Below are 20,218 nucleotides of genomic sequence, written 5' to 3' on the forward strand. Positions count from 1 at the left end.
TGACCAAGTGGAGTAATGGGGATTAGGAGGGAAACCATGAGATTTTATACAATTAAGTTACCTAAATTTCTTGGTGGAATTGTTCGTGCAATGTTAAATACCTTCAAAAAAGATTAAAAAAAGCACCTATCACCGGTGCTTTTTCCATTGTTATAGTAAAAAAAGAGCCTATCGGCTCTTTTTTTTATTATTAAACACGTTCGATTTTGCCAGATTTTAATGCTCTAGCAGAAACGTAAACACGTTGAACTTTTCCGTCGATGCGTACGCGAACTTTTTGAAGGTTAGCGCCCCACTTACGTTTTGTAGCGTTCATTGCGTGAGAACGAGAGTTACCAGAACGAGCTTTTCTTCCAGTAATAGCACAAACACGAGCCATTTATATTTCCCTCCCTTGATACCTTACCATACGTAATTTTTCAATGTTAGTCTTTTATGCGATGCTAAAAACACTACTATAATTTAACACAACTAAAAAGAGAATGCAACACCGTAGAAAAAAGAAATCAAGAAAATTTACTTGACACTATATGTCAATGAAGAAAAGTTAAAATCCATAAAAATTGCTTGACATATTATAGTGGTACATGTTGTATAATAACAATGGACTATTTTGCTCATCATAAAAAAGTGTAATTTAAAACATAAAATATGAGAGTGAAAAGAAAGAACGATGGAATTTTCTTTAAAAAGATTATATGATAGTAACTAAAGTAGTCTAGCTCACTTTCACCATTTATGAAGGGGGAAACGAGATGTCAATTGAAATTAAAACGAAGTACGGTCAAATTGATATTAGTACAGATGTAATTGCAACAATTGCTGGAGGTGCCGCGGTAGATTGCTACGGTATCGTAGGTATGGCATCAAAAAATCAGTTAAAAGATGGATTAACAGACATTTTACGAAAAGAAAACTTCACTAGAGGTGTTATTGTTCGTAAAGATGAAGATGAAGTACATATTGATATGTATATTATTGTGAGCTATGGTACGAAAATTTCAGAAGTGGCACATAATGTGCAGACGAAAGTGAAATATACATTAGATCAAACTGTAGGACTAGCAGTAGATTCTGTAAACATCTACGTACAAGGAGTTAAAGTAATAAACTTGTAATGTGCATTAAGGAGGAAAATCTGTGTCAATTCAAAAAATTGATGGAAAACGTTTATCACAAATGATCATGCAAGGAGCGAATAATTTAACAAATAATGTTCAGCTTGTTGATGCATTAAACGTATTTCCAGTTCCAGATGGCGATACCGGTACAAACATGAACTTATCTATGACTTCAGGTGCGCGTGAAGTGAAAGCAAATCCTTCACAGCATGCTGGTAAAGTCGGCGTAAGTTTAGCCAAAGGATTATTAATGGGAGCTCGTGGTAACTCTGGAGTTATTCTATCTCAGTTGTTCCGTGGTTTCTCTAAATCCATTGAACAAAAAGAAGAATTAACAACAGTTGATTTTGCTGCAGCACTAGAAGCTGGAGTAGAGGCGGCTTATAAAGCGGTTATGAAACCGATTGAAGGAACGATTTTAACGGTTGCAAGAGAAACGGGTAAATATGCAGTAACAGTTGCGAAAAAACAGCGCGACTTTGTTTTGTTTATGGAAGACGTTGTGAAAGAAGCAAACGCATCGTTAAATCGTACGCCAGATTTATTACCTGTATTAAAACAAGTTGGCGTTGTAGATAGCGGTGGTAAAGGTCTTGTAGTAGTATACGAAGGATTTTTAGCTGACTTAAAAGGAGAAACGATTTCTTCTGATGCACCGACGCAAACATCTATGAATGAGATGGTACGCGCAGAACATCACCGTAGTGTACAAAGCCAATTGAGTACAGAAGATATTAAGTATGGATATTGTACGGAGTTCATGGTGAAATTAGAGGCTGAAAAGGTGAAAGAGCATAATTTCTCTGAACAAAAATTCCGTGAAGATATTAGTGTATATGGTGATTCTCTACTAGTTGTGTCTGATGATGAAATTGTAAAAGTTCATATCCACGCAGAACATCCTGGAGACGCTATGAACTACGGGCAAAAATACGGTAGTTTAATTAAGATCAAAGTAGAAAATATGCGTGAACAGCATACTGCTTTATTAGATGAACCTGCTATGGTTCCTGAACAACCAGCTCAATCGAAAGAAAAACAACCATATGGTATCGTAACTGTGGCAATGGGGTCTGGTATTAAAACTTTATTTGAGAGCATCGGCGCAACGAAAGTTATCGAAGGTGGTCAAACGATGAATCCAAGTACGGAGGATATCGTGAAGGCAATTGAAGAAGCAAATGCTGAAAAAATCATTATTTTACCGAATAACGGAAATATTGTAATGGCAGCAGAACAAGCGGCATCAGTTGTAGATCAAGAAGTTATTGTTGTTCGTTCGAAAACAGTTCCTCAAGGTATGGCAGCAATGTTAGCATTTAACCCAGTTGGAACGTTAGAAGAGAATGAAGAAAACATGCAAGAAGCTTTATCTCATGTGAAAACAGGTCAAATTACGTATGCTGTACGTGATACGGAAATTGATGGTGTAGCAATTCAAAAAGATGACTTCATGTGTATTGCAGATGGAAAAATTGTATCTACAAATGCTGAAAAAGTAGGAGCTGCGAAGCAATTACTAGAAGCGCTTATTGATGAAGATTCTGAAATCGTAACGATTCTACAAGGTGAAGATGCAACTGACGAAGAAGTAGCGGAGTTAGTTGAATTTGTAGAAGAGAAATTTGAAGATGCAGAAGTAGAAGTGCATGCTGGAAACCAACCAGTGTATTCTTTCATCTTCTCTGTAGAATAAGATAAGATTCGTTTTGAAAATAAATGGATTACTTACTTGCTAATGGATAAGAAGTAGTAATATGAAGTTTATTACTAGTTTTTATTCAAAAGGCTAGCATATTGAAGAGAGAAAAGAGCCTTGCTGCTAATAGTGAGGCTCTTTTTTACTTGTTTTATATAAGGGATTTGAGTAGTTTCTCTTAGAATGCCTATGATAGAATATATAAGGTGAAAGAGAGCGATTACAGATGCTAATTGGTACTCAAATAAAATGCAATAAAGAAAATAATGTGACGGGGTGTGAGAATCTTGAATGATGTTGTACAAGTTCCTGTTACGGATGTAAAGGGGATCGGAGGAGAAACATCTGAGTTACTACATGAGATGGGGATTTATACAGTTTCTCATCTATTAGAACATTTTCCGTACCGTTATGAAGATTATGCGATGAAAGATCTTGCTGAAGTAAAGCATGATGAACGTGTAACGGTTGAAGGGAAGGTTCATAGTGCTCCTTTGCTGCAATATTATGGTAAGAAGAAATCGCGTCTAACAGTTCGTGTTCTCGTCGGTCGTTATTTAATTACGGCGGTATGTTTTAATAGGCCTTACTATAAGCAAAAATTAACGTTAGATGAAACGGTAACGATTACTGGTAAATGGGATCAACATCGTCAAACAATTGCTGTATCAGAACTTCATTTTGGGCCAGTTGTACGTCAACAAGAAGTGGAGCCTGTTTACTCAGTAAAGGGGAAACTTACAGTAAAACAGATGCGTCGTTTTATTGCTCAAGCGTTAAAGGAATATGGAGATTCTATAGTCGAAGTGTTACCGGATGGTTTGTTAGGCCGGTATAAATTATTACCAAGATATGAAGCACTTAAGGCTTTGCATTTTCCGGTAGGACAGGAGGATTTAAAGCAAGCGCGTCGCCGTTTTGTATATGAGGAATTTTTCTTATTTCAGCTGAAAATGCAAACACTGAGGAAAATGGAGAGGGAAAATTCAAAAGGGACGAAGAAAGAGATTCCGTCAGTAGAATTACAAGAATTTATCGATGCATTGCCGTTCCCGTTAACTGGTGCGCAGCGCCGAGTTGTAGATGAAATTTTAAAAGATATGACATCTCCTTATCGGATGAACCGACTATTACAAGGTGACGTTGGTTCTGGGAAAACAGTTGTTGCTGCGATTGGCCTTTATGCATCGAAATTAGCTCATTATCAAGGTGCTTTAATGGTTCCTACAGAAATTTTAGCTGAGCAACATTATCAGTCGCTTGCTGAAACGTTTTCGCATTTTGGTATGAAGGTGGAACTGCTAACAAGTTCTGTTAAAGGTGCAAGACGCCGAGAAATTTTAGCGAAGTTAGAACAAGGAGAAATAGATATTCTTGTTGGAACGCACGCTTTAATTCAAGATGAAGTTATATTTCATAGGTTGGGTCTCGTTATTACAGATGAACAGCATCGATTTGGTGTAGCGCAGCGCCGAGTTTTACGGGAGAAAGGTGAAAGTCCAGATGTATTATTTATGACAGCGACACCAATTCCGCGTACGCTTGCAATTACTGCATTTGGAGAGATGGATGTTTCGATAATCGATGAGATGCCAGCAGGTAGAAAGGTGATTGAAACATACTGGGCAAAACATGATATGTTAGATCGCGTCCTCGGTTTTGTTGAGAAGGAAATAAAAAAAGGAAGACAGGCATACGTTATTTGTCCTCTAATTGAAGAATCTGAGAAACTTGATGTGCAAAATGCTATCGACTTACATAGTATGCTGACGCATCATTACCAAGGGAAATGCCAAGTTGGATTGATGCATGGGAGATTATCGTCTCAGGAAAAAGAAGAGATAATGGGCCAGTTTAGTGAAAATAAAGTGCAAATTCTTGTATCGACAACAGTTGTTGAGGTGGGTGTGAACGTACCGAATGCGACTGTGATGGTTATTTATGATGCAGAACGTTTCGGTTTATCGCAGCTTCATCAGCTTAGAGGGCGTGTCGGGCGTGGTAGTGAACAATCATATTGTTTATTAATAGCAGACCCTAAATCAGAAACAGGAAAAGAAAGAATGCGCATAATGACTGAAACAAATGATGGATTTGTATTGTCAGAAAAAGATTTAGAATTACGAGGTCCTGGAGATTTCTTTGGGAGTAAGCAAAGTGGCTTACCAGAATTTAAGGTTGCTGACATGGTACACGATTATCGAGCGTTAGAAACAGCAAGGCAAGATGCGGCGATACTAGTAGATTCAGAAGCATTTTGGCACAATGATCAGTACGCTGCCTTGCGTACGTATCTTGATGGGACAGGTGTGTTCCAAGGAGAGAAGCTCGATTAAAGGGAGTCAACAAAAATTTTTGTTGCATTCTACTTTTAATGATTATATACTACTGTTAGTACCTAGTCATAAAAATGGATGGTGCGGTATGAAGAAAAGAAGAAGTAAAAAAGAAAGACAAGAATTATTACAACAAACAATCGAATCAAATCCTTTTATTACGGATGAAGATTTAGCGGAAAAATTTCAAGTGAGTATACAAACAGTACGACTGGATCGTATGGAATTGTCTATTCCTGAATTAAGAGAGAGAATTAAACATGTAGCTACAAAGCAACATGAAGAAGATGTGAAATCTTTACCGTTAGAAGAGGTTGTCGGAGAAATTATTGATATTGAATTAGATAGACATGCAATCTCTATCTTTGAAGTAAAGGTAGAACATGTATTTAAAAGAAATCAAATTGCCCGTGGGCATCATCTGTTTGCGCAAGCAAACTCACTAGCTGTTGCGGTTATTGATGAAGAATTAGCTTTAACTGCAAAGTCTACCATTCGATACATTCGCCCTGTGAAATTAGGAGAGCGTGTTGTTGCAAAAGCGCGCGTTGAAGATGTAGAGAATGATAAGGGACGGACGGTTGTCAAAGTGCGTAGCTTCGTTGGAGAAGAACTTGTTTTTACAGGCACTTTTGAAATGTATCGATCTAGTAATTATAGTGAGGAAGGTAACAACTTATGAAAATCGCAATAGATGCAATGGGCGGAGATCACGCTCCAAAGGCTGTAGTATTAGGGGCAATGAAAGCTATTAAGGAATATTCTGATTTACATATTACGTTAGTAGGGAAAGAAGAGGAAATTCGTCAATATTTAACGAGTGATGAACGAATTACTATTCTTCATACAGACGAAAAAATAGAATCGACGGAGGAACCAGTAAGAGCGGTTCGTCGAAAAAAACAAGCTTCAATGGTACTTGCGGCACAGCAAGTAAAGGATGGAGAAGCAGACGCTTGTATATCCGCAGGTAGTACAGGAGCTTTAATGGCAGCTGGATTATTTGTTGTCGGTCGCATGGAAGGAATTGAGCGACCAGCTTTATCGCCTACAATGCCAACTGTAGATGGAAAAGGTTTTGTTATGTTAGATGTTGGAGCAAATGTTGATGCAAAACCAATTCATTTATATCAATATGCAGTAATGGGATCTGTTTATGCTGAGAAGGTAAGAGGAATTGAAAATCCTCGTGTTGGACTATTAAACGTTGGAACAGAGGATGGAAAAGGAAACGAGCTTTCAAAGCAAGTATTTGCAATGCTTAAGGATGCGCCAATTAATTTCGTTGGGAACGTTGAATCAAGAGATTTATTGCAAGGTGTAGCAGATGTTGTTGTATGTGATGGTTTTACAGGGAATGTAGCGTTGAAATCATTAGAAGGAACAGCACTTGCGCTATTCTCTATGTTGAAAGAACAACTAATGAGTTCGTTTACGAGCAAATTAGCAGCGGCGGTATTAAAGCCAAAACTTATGGTATTAAAAGATAAAATGGATTATTCGGAGTACGGGGGAGCTGCATTATTTGGATTGAAAGCACCTGTCATTAAGGCTCACGGTTCTTCTAATGACCAGTCGATATTTAGTGCGATTCGTCAAACGAGAGAAATGGTAGCGAAAGAAGTAATTCCTACAATTTCAAGCGTAATGGAGAAAGAGTCACTCCAATAAGAGGAGGATTTGAAATGGGAAAAATAGCATTTCTTTTTCCGGGCCAAGGTTCACAGGCAGTTGGAATGGGTAAACAATTAGCAGAGAATAATAAAGAGGTTGCAAAAGTGTTTGCAAAAGCAGATGAGGTGTTACAAGATTCACTTTCAGAAGTGATTTTTGAAGGACCGCAGGAAAAGCTTACATTAACAACAAATGCTCAACCTGCATTATTAACAACGAGTTTTGCTATTTTGACAGCTTTGAAAGAGTATGACATTACACCTGACTTTGTCGCTGGTCATAGTTTAGGTGAATATAGCGCTCTTGTAGCAGCTGGTGCATTCACTTTTGAAGATGCGGTATATGCTGTAAGGAAACGCGGGGAATATATGGAAGAAGCTGTTCCGGGCGGGGAAGGTGCAATGGCAGCTATATTAGGTGCTGACCCACATATGCTGAAACAAGTTACAGAAGAAGTAACAAGTGAAGGATATGCAGTGCAAATCGCTAATATGAATAGTACGAAGCAAATTGTAATTTCTGGAACGAAGCAAGGCGTAGAGCTTGCTTCTCAAAGAGCGAAAGAAAATGGTGCAAAGAGAGCAATTCCACTAAAAGTAAGTGGGCCATTCCATTCTTCACTTATGAAGCCGGCAGCTGAGAAGTTCCAAAGTGTTTTGAATGAAATTACAATTCATGATACGAATATTCCTGTTATTGCAAATGTTACGGCGGATGTTATTACACGTGGTGCCGACATTCAAGAAAAGTTAATCGAACAGCTTTATTCGCCTGTATTATGGTACCCGTCTATTGAATGTATGGTGAAGCAGGGAGTAGATACATTTATTGAAATTGGACCTGGAAAAGTACTTGCTGGACTTATGAAGTCAATTGATTCATCAGTAAAAGCATATGCGATATATGATGAAGAGACATTAAAAGATACCATTTCAAATTTGAGAGGAGAAAACTGATGTTAAAAGGGAAGGTAGCATTAGTAACTGGCGCTTCACGTGGAATTGGTCGCGCGATTGCGATCGATTTAGCGAAACAAGGGGCAAATGTAGTAGTAAATTATGCAGGTAATGAACAAAAAGCAAATGAAGTAGTAGATGAAATTAAGAAATTAGGTTCTGATGCGATTGCGGTAAAAGCAGATGTTGCAAATGCTGATGATGTTACAAATATGGTGAAACAAACAGTAGATACATTTGGACAAGTTGATATTCTTGTAAATAATGCTGGTGTAACAAAAGATAATTTATTAATGCGTATGAAAGAAGAAGAATGGGATACAGTTATTAATACAAACTTAAAAGGTGTATTCTTATGTACAAAAGCAGTATCTCGTTATATGATGCGTCAACGTCACGGTAGAATTATAAATATCGCTTCTGTTGTGGGTGTTATAGGAAACCCAGGGCAAGCTAATTATGTTGCTGCTAAAGCGGGTGTTATTGGATTAACAAAAACATCTGCAAAAGAGTTAGCAAGTCGAAATATTACTGTGAATGCAATTGCGCCAGGCTTTATTGCGACTGATATGACTGATGTACTAGATGAGAATATTAAAGCCGAAATGTTAAAAGTTATTCCAGCTGCTCAATTTGGTGAAGCGCAAGATATCGCGAATGCTGTAACGTTTTTTGCTTCTGATCAAAGCAAATATGTTACAGGTCAAACGTTAAATGTTGATGGCGGTATGGTAATGTAATAAAAGAATCGATTTCACCTAGTTTTTTTGGTCAATATTTAATATAATATTTGAGGGGAGGTGAATGGAATATGGCAGATGTTTTAGAGCGCGTAACAAAAATCATCGTTGATCGTTTAGGAGTAGAAGAGACTGAGGTAGTACCAGCTGCAAGCTTCAAGGAAGATTTAGGAGCAGACTCCCTAGATGTAGTAGAACTTGTAATGCAATTAGAAGATGAATTCGAAATGGAAATTTCTGATGAAGATGCTGAAAAGATTGCTACTGTTGGCGATGCTGTGACTTACATAGAGAGTCATCTATAATGCTTAAGTGAAGTCCCGTTTTTTAGCGGGGCTTTCTGGCTTATATCTGGAGGGACCTATGCCGTACCGAAAATATAGAGAAAAAAAATACGAAACAAAATATCGTGAAGCATTTAAAGTGTTTCAAGAAAAGATAGGTATTACGTTTACAGATGAAAAATTATTGATTCAAGCATTTACGCATTCATCGTATGTGAATGAGCATCGAAAAAAACCGCATGAAGATAATGAGCGTCTTGAATTTCTTGGAGATGCAGTATTGGAACTTACTGTATCGCAGTATCTGTTTCAAAAATATCCGACAATGAGCGAAGGAGAGTTAACAAAACTACGTGCAGCTATTGTATGTGAGCCATCTCTTGTTCGTTTTGCGAACGAATTGTCATTTGGTAGCCTTGTTTTATTAGGAAAAGGTGAAGAAATGACAGGTGGACGTGAACGACCAGCTTTATTAGCGGATGTCTTTGAAGCGTTTATTGGTGCCCTTTATCTTGATCAAGGGTTAGAAACAGTTTGGGAATTCTTAAAAGAAATTGTATATCCGAAAATTAATGAGGGTGCTTTTTCTCATGTGATGGATTATAAGAGTCAGTTACAAGAATTGATTCAGCGTGATGGTAGTGGCAATGTTGAGTATCAAATTTTGCAAGAAAAAGGACCAGCTCACAATCGAGAATTTGTGTCACGTGTTACGTTAAATAACGTAGCTTTAGGTCTTGGTAGTGGTAAGTCGAAAAAAGAAGCAGAACAACAAGCTGCTGCAGAAGCATTGAAAAAATTAAAAGAACAACTATAAGGAATCCCCCTTTGAATGAGGGGGATTCCTTGTGCATAGAATGAAACTTTCTTTTTGTTTGTAAATAAAAAGAAGGTAAATCCGTATAATAGCTTGTTTTTGTATAGAGAACATTTATAAAGACGGAGAATAGGAGGAAGGCCTTTCGTGTTTTTAAAAAGATTAGAAATAGCAGGGTTTAAGTCTTTTGCTGAGCGTGTATCTGTTGATTTTGTCCCGGGTGTAACTTCTGTAGTAGGACCTAATGGAAGCGGGAAAAGTAATATTACTGATGCAATTCGCTGGGTACTTGGTGAACAATCTGCAAAATCATTACGTGGTGCAAAGATGGAGGATATTATTTTTGCAGGCAGTGATACGAGGAGAGCGGTTAATGTTGCTGAAGTAACAATAACTTTAAATAATGAAGATCAACGTTTACCAATTGAATACAATGAGGTGTGTGTAACACGTCGTGTATCTCGTTCAGGTGAAAGTGATTTTTATATTAATAAACAATCATGTAGATTGAAAGATATTATTGATTTATTTATGGACTCTGGTATGGGAAGAGAAGCTTTTTCAATTATTAGCCAGGGGAAAGTGGAAGAGATTTTAAGTAGTAAGTCAGAAGAGCGTCGAGGTGTATTTGAAGAAGCGGCAGGCGTACTAAAATACAAACTTCGCAAAAAGAAAGCTGAAGGAAAATTAGAAGAAACACAAGAAAACTTAAATCGTGTACAAGATATAATTCATGAATTAAGTAGTCAAGTAGAACCTTTAGAAAGACAAGCTTCTATTGCGAAAGATTATCTTGAGAATAAAGAAGAATTAGAGAAAGTAGAAGCTGCGCTTATTGTCCATGAAATTGAAGAATTGCATGAGAAATGGGAAGCACTTCGAAATCAGTTTGGGCATAATAAAAACGAAGAAGCTAAAATGTCAACGAATTTACAAAAAAGTGAAGAAGAACTTGAGGAATTACGAGGACAATTACAAGCGGTAGATGAGTCTGTAGACTCGTTGCAAGAGGTACTTCTTCTTTCTAGTAAAGAGCTAGAAAAACTAGAAGGGCAGCGCGAGTTGTTAAAAGAGAGAAAGCAAAATGCTACGACGCATTGTGCGCAACTTGAGCAGTTAATTGTTGAATTAACAGAGAAAGCTAAAATTTACGATGGTGAGATTGAGTCAAGTACAGAAGCTTTAATGCAATTTGTGAATGAAGTAAAAGAGTTGGAGCAAAAATTGCATGATAATGAGCAATTGCTTGCTACTTTTGCTGACAATTTAGAGGAACAGATTGAGAATTTAAAAGGTGACTATATTGAACTTTTAAATCAACAAGCTAGTCATCGCAATGAATTATCTATGATTGAAGAACAATCTAAACAGCAAACGTCTAAAAACGAGCGTCTAGATGAAGAGAATGCGAAATATGTAGAAATGCGTATGGAAATTACAGCGAAAAAGACGAAACTTGTAGAAAGTTACGAACAAGCGAAAGAAAAAGTAGCTGGCATTCTCTCAAACATACAGAAGACAGAGGCGGCACTTGGGAAATGTAAGACGCAGTATAGTGAAAATGAAACAAAACTATACCAAGCATACCAATTTGTGCAACAGGCACGTTCTCGAAAAGAAATGCTTGAAGAGATGCAAGAAGATTATTCTGGCTTCTATCAAGGTGTACGTGAAGTATTGAAAGCTAGAGAAAATAGGTTGCAAGGTATCGAGGGTGCTGTTGCGGAACTGTTAACGGTTCCGAAAGAATACGAAGTTGCAATGGAAATCGCTCTAGGTGCAGCGATGCAGCATATTGTTGTACAAACAGAGGAGCATGCTCGTAATGCGATTGCATTTTTAAAGCAAAATAAACATGGACGTGCAACGTTTTTACCGCAAGCTGTTATTAAAAGCAGATCGTTATCATTTGAGCAATTACGCATTGTAAATCAACACCCATCGTTTGTAGGTGTGGCGGCAGAACTTGTGCAGTACAACAATAAATATGAAAATGTAGTTTCAAATTTATTAGGTACTGTTATTGTTGCGAAAGATTTACGCGGAGCAAATGAGTTGGCGAAACAACTGCAATACCGTTATCGCATTGTAACAATTGAAGGTGACGTAGTGAATCCTGGCGGTTCTATGACTGGTGGGGCGGTAAAACAAGCGAAATCTTCTTTATTAGGACGCCAACGTGAACTGGAAGAGTGGACTCGCAAGTTAACTGATATGGAAGAAAAAACAACGAAGTTAGAAAACTTTGTTAAAGCAGTAAAACAAGAGATTCAAGAAAAAGAAGTGAAAATACGCGAACTAAGGCAAACTGTAGAAGTGGATCGTGTAGAAGAGCAGAAATTAAGAGAAGAGATTAATCGTTTAGAATTAGAAGAACATCGTATTAATGACCGCTTGTCTATTTATGATTTAGAGATTGAAGGGTTTTTACAAGATCGAGTAAAAATGCAAGGGCGTAAAGAGGAGTTAGAAGGGATTTTAGCGAATCTTCAAGCTGATATCACTGAGTTAGATAGTAAAATTGTAGCTTTAACAAAACAAAAAAGTGAGCAACATTCTTCGAAAGAAAAAGTTCAAAAAGAAATGACTGAATTAAAAGTGCTGGCAGCTGAAAAGCAACAACGCTTATCTAATCAAAAAGAAAAAGTTGAACGATTGACGAAGGAAAAAGAAGAAACGGATACGACACTTGTAAAAACGAAAGAGGATTTAGCATTCTTAAAACAAGAAATGACATCTAATTCAAGTGGTGAAGAGCAAATTACGAATATGATTGAGAAGAAAGCGTATGATCGTAATCAAACTTCAGAATTAATTCGCTCTCGTCGTGAACAACGTGTATCGTTGCAAGAGAGAGTAGAACATTTAGAACGCAATTTGAAAGAAACGACAGGTAAACATAAATATATTCTTGAAATGTTGAAAGATCAAGAAGTGAGAATAAACCGACTTGATGTAGAGTTGGAAAATAGATTACAACATTTACGTGAAACATATACGATTTCATTTGAAGCGGCGAAACTAAAATATACAATGACAATGCCTGCAGAAGATGCGCGTAAGAAAGTAAAATTAATCAAATTATCCATAGAAGAGTTAGGTACAGTGAACCTAGGGGCAATTGATGAATATGAACGTGTAGCGGAGCGTCATACATTCTTACTAGAGCAGAGAGACGATCTAGAAGAAGCGAAAACGACATTGCACCAGCTTATTACCGAAATGGATGAAGAAATGAAAAAGCGCTTTTCTACTACGTTTGAAGGCATTAGAATGGAATTTCAATCGGTATTCTCTGAATTATTTGGAGGCGGTAGAGCGGATTTAGTAATGACTAATCCAGAGGATTTACTAAATACGGGTATTGATATTGTAGCACAACCGCCAGGGAAGAAATTGCAGAACTTAGGTTTACTTTCAGGTGGAGAGCGTGCTTTAACGGCAATTGCGCTTTTATTTGGTATTTTAAAAGTGCGCCCAGTACCGTTCTGTGTACTAGATGAGGTAGAGGCCGCCCTTGATGAAGCGAATGTAGCTCGTTTTGCACAGTATTTAAAGAAATTTAGTGATGAGACGCAGTTTATTGTAATTACACATAGAAAAGGTACAATGGAAGAGTCTGATGTGTTGTACGGTGTAACAATGCAAGAATCAGGGGTATCTAAACTTGTTTCGGTTCGTTTAGATGCCGGAGAAGAACTTATTGCAAGTGAATAGGAAGGATGGGAAAGTATGAGTTTTTTTAAAAAACTAAAAGAAAAAATTTCAAAACAAACGGATACAGTAACAGAGAAATTTAAACACGGATTAGAAAAAACTAGAAATTCATTTGCGGATAAAGTGAATGATTTAGTGTATCGTTACCGTAAAGTGGACGAAGATTTCTTCGAAGAGTTAGAAGAAATCTTAATTGGTGCAGACGTTGGCGTTGCGACGGTAATGGAATTAATTGATCAATTGAAAGAAGAAGTACAACGTCGTAACATTCAAGATCCAAAAGAAGTACAAGCTGTTATTTCAGAAAAACTAGTGGGAATTTACAAAGGTGACAGCGATTTTAGTAACGAAATTAATATGCAAGAGGACCAATTAACGGTTGTTTTATTTGTTGGTGTTAACGGTGTAGGAAAAACGACAACAATTGGTAAACTGGCGCATAAGTTTAAATCAGAAGGTAAGTCAGTCCTATTGGCAGCAGGAGACACATTCCGTGCTGGGGCGATTGAACAATTAGAAGTATGGGGCGATCGTGTTGGTGTAGAAGTGATTAAACAAGGATCTGGATCTGATCCAGCGGCGGTTATGTATGACGCTGTACAAGCTGCGAAAGCACGTAAGGTAGATGTATTACTATGTGACACAGCAGGACGCTTGCAAAATAAAGTAAACTTAATGAAAGAGTTAGAGAAGGTGAAGCGTGTAATTGAGCGTGAAGTACCAGGTGCTCCTCATGAAGTATTGCTTGTTATTGATGCAACAACAGGACAAAACGGTTTAAGCCAAGCGAAAACATTCCGGGAGGCAACGAATGTAACTGGTATTGTTTTAACGAAGTTAGATGGAACTGCTAAAGGTGGTATTGTATTAGCGATTCGTAACGAAATGGATGTACCGGTGAAGTTTGTTGGATTAGGAGAGCAAATGGATGATTTGCAGCAGTTTGATCCAGAACAATATGTGTATGGTTTATTTGCGAACTTAGTAGAAACAGAAGAAGTATAAGCGAAAGAAGCGGTATTTCCGCTTCTTTTTCTATAAAAACATATGATGTTAAGAAAAAAACTTGACACTCTTTTGGACTCCATGTAAACTAATTCATGTAAAGGGAAATCACTTAACAAAGGATGATCCAACATGCTCGAAAAAACAACGAGAATGAACTATTTATTTGATTTTTATCAATCGTTGTTAACGCAAAAACAAAGAAGTTATATGTCGCTTTATTATCTAGATGATTTATCTCTTGGTGAAATTGCGGAAGAATTTGATGTAAGTCGCCAAGCCGTGTATGATAACATTAAACGGACTGAAGCGATGCTTGAAGAATATGAAGAAAAATTAGTATTACTTCAAAAGTTTCAAGAGCGACAGCGACTTGTTGCAAAGCTAAAACAGCTAATCAGCGAAGAAGAGCATGTGAATGAAGAAATGAAACAAGTTGTTGAAGCTATCGAAAAATTAGATTAGGAGGGCGGCAATATGGCATTTGAAGGATTAGCCGACCGACTTCAACAGACAATGCAAAAAATCCGCGGCAAAGGAAAAGTTTCTGAAGCCGATGTGAAAGAAATGATGAGAGAAGTTCGTCTAGCTCTTTTAGAAGCAGATGTTAACTTTAAAGTAGTAAAAGATTTTGTGAAGCGTGTGTCTGAACGTGCTGTCGGACAAGATGTAATGAAAAGTTTGACACCTGGACAACAAGTAATTAAAGTTGTACAGGAAGAACTTACAGAACTTATGGGCGGAGAGCAAAGCAAAATTGCTGTTGCTAATAAGCCACCGACTGTTATTATGATGGTTGGTCTGCAAGGTGCGGGTAAAACAACGACGACAGGTAAGCTTGCGAATTTGCTTCGTAAAAAGCATAATCGTAAACCGATGCTTGTTGCAGCTGATATTTACCGTCCAGCAGCAATTAAACAGCTTGAAACATTAGGGAAGCAATTGGACATGCCTGTATTTTCTTTAGGAGATCAAGTAAGTCCTGTTGAAATTGCGAAACAAGCGATTGCAAAAGCAAAAGAAGATCATCATGATTATGTTTTAATCGATACAGCGGGTCGCCTGCATATTGATGAAGAACTAATGGATGAATTAGCGAAAGTTAAAGAAGTTGCGAAACCGGATGAAATTTTCCTTGTTGTCGATGCGATGACGGGACAAGACGCGGTAAATGTTGCACAAAGTTTCCATGAACAGTTAGGTTTAACAGGTGTTGTATTAACGAAATTAGATGGTGATACGCGCGGTGGTGCTGCATTATCTATTAAGGCTGTAACAAACACACCGATTAAATTTGCTGGTATGGGTGAAAAACTAGATGCAATTGAAGCGTTCCATCCAGAGCGTATGGCATCCCGTATTTTAGGGATGGGCGATGTCTTAACATTGATTGAAAAAGCGCAAGCTACAGTTGATGAAGAGAAAGCAAAAGAACTTGAGCAAAAAATGCGTACGCTTTCGTTTACACTTGACGATTTCCTAGAACAACTTGGACAAGTGCGTCAACTTGGGCCGCTTGATGAATTGTTAGGAATGCTTCCTGGTGCAAATAAAATTAAAGGGCTGAAAAATGCGCAAGTTGATGAAAAACAAATTGGGCATATTGAGGCAATTATTCGTTCTATGACTAAATTAGAACGAGAACAACCGGAAATAATCAATGCTAGTCGCAAAAAGCGCATTGCCAAAGGTAGCGGTACAACTGTACAAGAAATCAATCGTCTAATCAAACAATTCGATGACATGAAAAAAATGATGAAGACGATGACTGGAATGCAAAAAGGCAAGAAAAAAGGACTAGGTGGATTGAAGTTTCCATTCATGTAAGGAAAAAAAGATGGCTCTGTTAAGAAAAAATACTTTACAAAGCAATAGTCTTTTTGCTAATATAATTATCTGTGTGAAATAAATTCGGAGGTGCTTTATAAATGGCAGTTAAAATTCGTTTAAAACGTATGGGAGCTAAAAAAACTCCTTTCTATCGTGTAGTTGTTGCAGATTCTCGTTCTCCTCGTGACGGACGTTTCATTGAGGAAATCGGAACTTACAATCCAGTTGCTCAACCAGCTGAAGTTAAGATCAACGAAGAAGCAGCATTAAAATGGTTAGGAAATGGTGCTAAACCATCTGATACAGTTCGTAACTTATTCTCTAACCAAGGTATCATGGAGAAATTCCACTTATCTAAACAAGGTAAGTAATTGAGGCAATGACTATGAAGAAGTTAGTCGAGACGATTGTCAAGCCTCTTGTCGATCATCCTGAAGATGTAAAAGTTACACAGGAACTTTACAACGGAGAGATAAAGTATCGATTAACTGTACATCCTGAGGATGTTGGAAAAGTCATTGGAAAGCAAGGGAGAGTTGCGAAAGCGATTCGAATGCTCTTGTATTCAGTGGGACATCATAATGATGAAAAAGTAACACTGGAAATTCAATAAACGTAAAAAGGGCGAGGAGTTATTCCTCTCCCTTTTTTAACATTTAAATAGAGATTGCATGTTCCATCTATGAAATGGAGATGCTTAATTTATATAGAAACCAGGGGTGACATACTATTTATGACAAAATGGTTTAACGTAGGGAAAATTGTAAATACTCATGGCGTAAGAGGAGAAATCCGTGTTATTTCTCGTACTGATTTTCCAGAAGAGCGATATAAAGTAGGAAACACACTATACATATCGAATGAGAAAGACACAGACTACCTTCCGGTGAAGGTAACTTCTCATCGCCAACATAAGACATTCGATTTATTAACATTTGAAGGATATAACAATGTAGATGAAGTAGAGAAGTTTAAAGGTTCTTTAATAAAAGTACCAGAAGAGCAGTTAGGCGAACTTGCTGAAGGTGAATACTACTATCACGAAATTATTGGTTGCAGCGTTGTAACGGAAGAAGGAGAAGCGCTAGGGACAATCAAAGAAATTCTCTCTCCTGGTGCAAATGATGTTTGGGTGATTAAACGTCCGAAGGGTCAAGATCTTTTAATTCCTTATATTGATGACGTTGTACTTCAAGTTAATATTGAAAATAAATTAGTAACCATTCATGTAATGGAAGGGTTGCTATAATGAAAATTGATATTTTAACGTTGTTCCCAGACATGTTTACCGGTGTATTTGGATCTTCTATATTAAAGAAGGCGCAAGAAAAAGAAGCGGTAAACCTTCGTGTTGTTAACTTTCGTGATTATACAACAAGTAAGCATAATAGCGTAGACGATTATCCTTACGGCGGAGGAGCTGGTATGGTGCTTACTCCTCAGCCTATTTTTGATGCTGTAGAAGATTTGACGAAAGAGACAGAGCGTAAGCCGAGAGTTGTCTTAATGTGTCCGCAGGGCGAAAGATTTACGCAGAAGAAAGCGGAAGAGCTTGCAGAGGAAGAACATTTGATCTTTGTATGTGGGCATTATGAAGGGTATGACGAACGAATTCGTGAGCATCTCGTAACGGATGAGATTTCTATTGGTGACTATGTATTAACGGGCGGAGAATTAGCTTCTATGGTTATTACTGATAGTGTTGTACGTCTCTTGCCAGGCGTGCTAGGAAATCATGCTTCACAAGTGGAGGATTCGTTTAGTACAGGTTTATTAGAGCATCCTCATTATACACGTCCGGCTGATTTTCGTGGTATGAAGGTACCGGATGTATTAATGTCAGGGAATCATAAAAATATTGACGAATGGCGACATAAGGAATCTTTGCGCCGTACGTATACGCGTAGACCTGATTTGTTAGATGATAGAGATCTATCTAAACAAGAGAAAAAATGGCTTGAGGAAATAAAGCGAGAGCAGTAATAACTTCATATATTTGCTATTGCAACAGGCCTAGTAATATGCTATTATAACATTTGTGCTACTGAAATCAGTAGCCGTATTAACGATGTTCCGCTGTAATTTATTAAGACTTTATAAGAGCATCTGTTTAAAGGAGAGAATTTAATATGCAACAATTAATCGCAGAAATTACAAAAGGCCAATTAAAAACTGACCTTCCTTCATTCCGTCCTGGTGACACTTTACGTGTACACGTAAAAGTTGTTGAGGGAACTCGTGAAAGAATTCAGCTTTTCGAAGGTGTTGTAATTAAACGTCGTGGTGGCGGAATTAGTGAAACATTCACAGTTCGTAAGATTTCTTACGGTGTAGGTGTTGAGCGTACATTCCCAGTTCACACGCCAAGAATCGCGAAAATCGAAGTACTTCGCCGTGGTAAAGTACGTCGTGCTAAGTTATACTACTTACGTAACCTTCGCGGTAAAAAAGCACGTATTAAAGAAATTCGATAAGACATGTATGGGAGCTTGTAAATGCACAAGCTCCCTTTTTCCAATCTATATGAAATTTTGGTATAATACGAACAGCTTACATAACCGTGGAGGGGAAATGCATGAAAAAAGAGAAGAGTTCACTTTGGGAATGGATTAAAGCAATTTTGATTGCTGTTGTATTAGCTGGTGTTATTAGACAGTTTTTCTTTGCTCCAATTCTCGTAGACGGGGTATCGATGGCACCTACCTTACATGATCGTGATCGAATGATTGTGAATAAAATTGGTTATCACATTGGAGATCCAAAACGCTTTGATATTATCGTATTTCGAGCAACAGAAGATAAAGATTACATTAAGCGCATTATAGGCCTGCCAGGCGATGAAATAGAGTATCGTAATGATAAACTGTATGTTAACGGAAAGGCTTATGAGGAGCCGTATTTAGACAAGCAGAAAAAGCAAATTGCTGACGGACCGCTTACATATGATTTTAATCTTGAAGAAATGACAGGCAAGAAAACTGTTCCAAAAGATCAATTATTTGTTTTAGGTGATAATCGTCGTTTTAGTAAAGATAGCCGTTCAATCGGTACGATTTCAAAGGATCAAGTAATTGGTAAAGCCAATATGTTATATTGGCCGTTAGAAGACGCACGTATTGTGAAATAAATGAAAAAGAAGGTGGCAACATGGTAATTCAATGGTTTCCAGGGCATATGGCGAAGGCTAGACGCCAAGTAACGGAGAAATTAAAATTAATTGATGTTGTAATTGAGCTTGTAGATGCTCGATTACCATTATCATCTCGAAACCCAATGATTGATGAAATCATTACACATAAGCCGAGGCTTGTTGTTTTAAATAAAGCGGATATGGCAGATGATCGTTTAACAAAACAATGGATCGCATATTTTAAAGAAAAAGGCCATATGGCAATTTCGATTAATGCGCAAGCTGGACAAGGTATGAAAGAAATTGCAGCAGCTTGTAAAGTGCTTGTTAAAGAAAAATTTGATAAAATGGTTGCAAAAGGTATTAGACCGAGAGCGATTCGCGCATTAATTGTAGGTATACCAAATGTTGGTAAATCTACATTAATTAATAAATTGGCAAAGAAAAATATTGCTAAAACAGGAGATCGTCCAGGTGTGACAACAGCTCAACAATGGATTAAAGTTGGGAAGGAAATGGAATTGTTAGATACGCCAGGTATTCTGTGGCCTAAATTTGAAGATCAATTAGTGGGTCTTCGCTTAGCGACGACGGGTGCAATTAAAGATTCAATTTTAAATTTACAAGATGTAGCTGTTTACGCATTACGTTTTATGGAGAAACATTATCCAGAACGCTTGAAAGAACGCTACAATTTAAATGAGATTCCAGAAGATATTGTGGAATTATTCGATGCAATTGGAAAAAATAGAGGCTGCTTAATGGGCGGCGGAATGATTGATTATGATAAGACATCTGAGCTTGTACTTCGTGAGCTTCGTGGTGGCAAACTTGGAAAAATGACGTTTGAGACACCGGAAGAGTTTGCAGAGCAAGTAGAAGATGTGGAAAAAATAGAAGAAGTATAAG

Annotated in this window: 22 protein-coding genes; 21 read left to right on the forward strand and 1 reads right to left on the reverse strand. The window is 37.6% G+C overall.

All coding sequences use genetic code 11. From position 1 onward, the window contains the following. Window positions 1-36: 36 nt before the first annotated feature. On the forward strand, window positions 37-117 hold the full coding sequence (gene spoVM / locus ATL10_RS16500) for a stage V sporulation protein SpoVM (RefSeq protein ID WP_001213599.1): 81 nt from the start codon (window positions 37-39) through the stop codon (window positions 115-117). A gap of 73 nt (window positions 118-190) precedes the next feature. Here the strand turns inward: spoVM and rpmB are convergent, their stop codons facing one another. Continuing rightward, a complete protein-coding gene (gene rpmB / locus ATL10_RS16505; protein WP_000124776.1) occupies window positions 191-379 on the reverse strand; it encodes a 50S ribosomal protein L28 in 189 nt (62 codons plus the stop codon). 376 nt (window positions 380-755) lie between these two features. On the opposite strand from rpmB, the gene ATL10_RS16510 reads away from it, so the two are divergent. The 20 genes from ATL10_RS16510 (at window position 756) to ylqF (ending at window position 20,217) form a co-directional block, all read left to right on the forward strand. Next, on the forward strand, window positions 756-1,118 hold the full coding sequence (locus ATL10_RS16510) for an Asp23/Gls24 family envelope stress response protein (RefSeq protein ID WP_000021109.1): 363 nt from the start codon (window positions 756-758) through the stop codon (window positions 1,116-1,118). 22 nt (window positions 1,119-1,140) lie between these two features. Continuing rightward, window positions 1,141-2,817: a DAK2 domain-containing protein gene (locus ATL10_RS16515; protein ID WP_000027131.1), complete on the forward strand. Its 1,677-nt coding sequence runs from the start codon at window positions 1,141-1,143 to the stop codon at window positions 2,815-2,817. A gap of 290 nt (window positions 2,818-3,107) precedes the next feature. After that, on the forward strand, window positions 3,108-5,156 hold the full coding sequence (recG, locus tag ATL10_RS16520; protein WP_001000823.1) for an ATP-dependent DNA helicase RecG: 2,049 nt from the start codon (window positions 3,108-3,110) through the stop codon (window positions 5,154-5,156). Between the two features lie 88 nt (window positions 5,157-5,244). Beyond that, the gene (fapR, locus tag ATL10_RS16525; RefSeq protein ID WP_000747349.1) at window positions 5,245-5,838 is read left to right on the forward strand and encodes a transcription factor FapR; all 594 of its coding nucleotides are present in this window, start codon (window positions 5,245-5,247) and stop codon (window positions 5,836-5,838) included. Continuing rightward, window positions 5,835-6,827 carry a phosphate acyltransferase PlsX gene (plsX, locus tag ATL10_RS16530; RefSeq protein WP_000684100.1) on the forward strand — a complete coding sequence of 331 codons (993 nt, stop codon included), beginning with the start codon at window positions 5,835-5,837 and terminating at the stop codon, window positions 6,825-6,827. The genes fapR and plsX overlap by 4 nt, the downstream gene beginning before the upstream one ends. A 14-nt stretch (window positions 6,828-6,841) precedes the next feature. Next, entirely contained in the window at window positions 6,842-7,786 is a 945-nt protein-coding gene (gene fabD, locus ATL10_RS16535) for an ACP S-malonyltransferase (RefSeq protein WP_090977188.1), read from the forward strand. After that, entirely contained in the window at window positions 7,786-8,526 is a 741-nt protein-coding gene (gene fabG / locus ATL10_RS16540) for a 3-oxoacyl-[acyl-carrier-protein] reductase (RefSeq protein ID WP_000911769.1), read from the forward strand. Before fabD ends, fabG begins: the two co-directional genes overlap by 1 nt. Window positions 8,527-8,597: 71 nt before the next feature. Continuing rightward, window positions 8,598-8,831, forward strand: coding sequence for an acyl carrier protein (acpP, locus tag ATL10_RS16545; RefSeq protein WP_000786062.1), 234 nt, complete (start codon window positions 8,598-8,600; stop codon window positions 8,829-8,831). Between the two features lie 58 nt (window positions 8,832-8,889). Beyond that, the gene (gene rncS / locus ATL10_RS16550; protein WP_001146875.1) at window positions 8,890-9,627 is read left to right on the forward strand and encodes a ribonuclease III; all 738 of its coding nucleotides are present in this window, start codon (window positions 8,890-8,892) and stop codon (window positions 9,625-9,627) included. Between the two features lie 147 nt (window positions 9,628-9,774). Next, window positions 9,775-13,344, forward strand: coding sequence for a chromosome segregation protein SMC (smc, locus tag ATL10_RS16555; RefSeq protein WP_075717457.1), 3,570 nt, complete (start codon window positions 9,775-9,777; stop codon window positions 13,342-13,344). Window positions 13,345-13,359: 15 nt separating this feature from the next. Beyond that, on the forward strand, window positions 13,360-14,349 hold the full coding sequence (gene ftsY, locus ATL10_RS16560; protein ID WP_000007642.1) for a signal recognition particle-docking protein FtsY: 990 nt from the start codon (window positions 13,360-13,362) through the stop codon (window positions 14,347-14,349). Window positions 14,350-14,481: 132 nt separating this feature from the next. Further along, on the forward strand, window positions 14,482-14,814 hold the full coding sequence (locus ATL10_RS16565) for a putative DNA-binding protein (protein WP_000891062.1): 333 nt from the start codon (window positions 14,482-14,484) through the stop codon (window positions 14,812-14,814). Window positions 14,815-14,826: 12 nt separating this feature from the next. Beyond that, on the forward strand, window positions 14,827-16,176 hold the full coding sequence (gene ffh / locus ATL10_RS16570; protein ID WP_000863460.1) for a signal recognition particle protein: 1,350 nt from the start codon (window positions 14,827-14,829) through the stop codon (window positions 16,174-16,176). A 101-nt stretch (window positions 16,177-16,277) separates the two neighbouring features. Next, complete coding sequence (gene rpsP / locus ATL10_RS16575; protein WP_000268750.1) at window positions 16,278-16,550, forward strand: 30S ribosomal protein S16; 273 nt, start codon at window positions 16,278-16,280, stop codon at window positions 16,548-16,550. A 14-nt stretch (window positions 16,551-16,564) separates the two neighbouring features. Next, complete coding sequence (locus ATL10_RS16580) at window positions 16,565-16,792, forward strand: KH domain-containing protein (RefSeq protein ID WP_000737399.1); 228 nt, start codon at window positions 16,565-16,567, stop codon at window positions 16,790-16,792. A 120-nt stretch (window positions 16,793-16,912) separates the two neighbouring features. After that, window positions 16,913-17,428, forward strand: coding sequence for a ribosome maturation factor RimM (rimM, locus tag ATL10_RS16585; RefSeq protein ID WP_000170272.1), 516 nt, complete (start codon window positions 16,913-16,915; stop codon window positions 17,426-17,428). Continuing rightward, complete coding sequence (gene trmD / locus ATL10_RS16590; RefSeq protein ID WP_000686899.1) at window positions 17,428-18,162, forward strand: tRNA (guanosine(37)-N1)-methyltransferase TrmD; 735 nt, start codon at window positions 17,428-17,430, stop codon at window positions 18,160-18,162. The genes rimM and trmD overlap by 1 nt, the downstream gene beginning before the upstream one ends. 146 nt (window positions 18,163-18,308) lie before the next feature. Next, complete coding sequence (gene rplS / locus ATL10_RS16595) at window positions 18,309-18,653, forward strand: 50S ribosomal protein L19 (RefSeq protein WP_001186516.1); 345 nt, start codon at window positions 18,309-18,311, stop codon at window positions 18,651-18,653. Between the two features lie 101 nt (window positions 18,654-18,754). Continuing rightward, window positions 18,755-19,306, forward strand: a complete 552-nt coding sequence (lepB, locus tag ATL10_RS16600) for a signal peptidase I (protein ID WP_000711852.1) — start codon at window positions 18,755-18,757, stop codon at window positions 19,304-19,306. A gap of 20 nt (window positions 19,307-19,326) precedes the next feature. Next, entirely contained in the window at window positions 19,327-20,217 is an 891-nt protein-coding gene (gene ylqF / locus ATL10_RS16605; protein ID WP_000236702.1) for a ribosome biogenesis GTPase YlqF, read from the forward strand. Window position 20,218: the final 1 nt, after the last annotated feature.

Source organism: Bacillus sp. 196mf (genome assembly GCF_003217275.1).
Lineage (GTDB): Bacteria > Bacillota > Bacilli > Bacillales > Bacillaceae_G > Bacillus_A > Bacillus_A thuringiensis_S.

What these genes read in the sequence shown, in the direction of transcription:
- spoVM (WP_001213599.1), top strand. Translation starts at nt 37, where the DNA reads ATGAGATTTTATACAATTAAGTTACCTAAATTTCTTGGTGGAATTGTT.
- rpmB (WP_000124776.1), bottom strand. Translation starts at nt 379, where the DNA reads ATGGCTCGTGTTTGTGCTATTACTGGAAGAAAAGCTCGTTCTGGTAAC.
- ATL10_RS16510 (WP_000021109.1), top strand. Translation starts at nt 756, where the DNA reads ATGTCAATTGAAATTAAAACGAAGTACGGTCAAATTGATATTAGTACA.
- fapR (WP_000747349.1), top strand. Translation starts at nt 5,245, where the DNA reads ATGAAGAAAAGAAGAAGTAAAAAAGAAAGACAAGAATTATTACAACAA.
- plsX (WP_000684100.1), top strand. Translation starts at nt 5,835, where the DNA reads ATGAAAATCGCAATAGATGCAATGGGCGGAGATCACGCTCCAAAGGCT.
- fabD (WP_090977188.1), top strand. Translation starts at nt 6,842, where the DNA reads ATGGGAAAAATAGCATTTCTTTTTCCGGGCCAAGGTTCACAGGCAGTT.
- fabG (WP_000911769.1), top strand. Translation starts at nt 7,786, where the DNA reads ATGTTAAAAGGGAAGGTAGCATTAGTAACTGGCGCTTCACGTGGAATT.
- acpP (WP_000786062.1), top strand. Translation starts at nt 8,598, where the DNA reads ATGGCAGATGTTTTAGAGCGCGTAACAAAAATCATCGTTGATCGTTTA.
- rncS (WP_001146875.1), top strand. Translation starts at nt 8,890, where the DNA reads ATGCCGTACCGAAAATATAGAGAAAAAAAATACGAAACAAAATATCGT.
- ftsY (WP_000007642.1), top strand. Translation starts at nt 13,360, where the DNA reads ATGAGTTTTTTTAAAAAACTAAAAGAAAAAATTTCAAAACAAACGGAT.
- ATL10_RS16565 (WP_000891062.1), top strand. Translation starts at nt 14,482, where the DNA reads ATGCTCGAAAAAACAACGAGAATGAACTATTTATTTGATTTTTATCAA.
- ffh (WP_000863460.1), top strand. Translation starts at nt 14,827, where the DNA reads ATGGCATTTGAAGGATTAGCCGACCGACTTCAACAGACAATGCAAAAA.
- rpsP (WP_000268750.1), top strand. Translation starts at nt 16,278, where the DNA reads ATGGCAGTTAAAATTCGTTTAAAACGTATGGGAGCTAAAAAAACTCCT.
- ATL10_RS16580 (WP_000737399.1), top strand. Translation starts at nt 16,565, where the DNA reads ATGAAGAAGTTAGTCGAGACGATTGTCAAGCCTCTTGTCGATCATCCT.
- rimM (WP_000170272.1), top strand. Translation starts at nt 16,913, where the DNA reads ATGACAAAATGGTTTAACGTAGGGAAAATTGTAAATACTCATGGCGTA.
- trmD (WP_000686899.1), top strand. Translation starts at nt 17,428, where the DNA reads ATGAAAATTGATATTTTAACGTTGTTCCCAGACATGTTTACCGGTGTA.
- rplS (WP_001186516.1), top strand. Translation starts at nt 18,309, where the DNA reads ATGCAACAATTAATCGCAGAAATTACAAAAGGCCAATTAAAAACTGAC.
- lepB (WP_000711852.1), top strand. Translation starts at nt 18,755, where the DNA reads ATGAAAAAAGAGAAGAGTTCACTTTGGGAATGGATTAAAGCAATTTTG.
- ylqF (WP_000236702.1), top strand. Translation starts at nt 19,327, where the DNA reads ATGGTAATTCAATGGTTTCCAGGGCATATGGCGAAGGCTAGACGCCAA.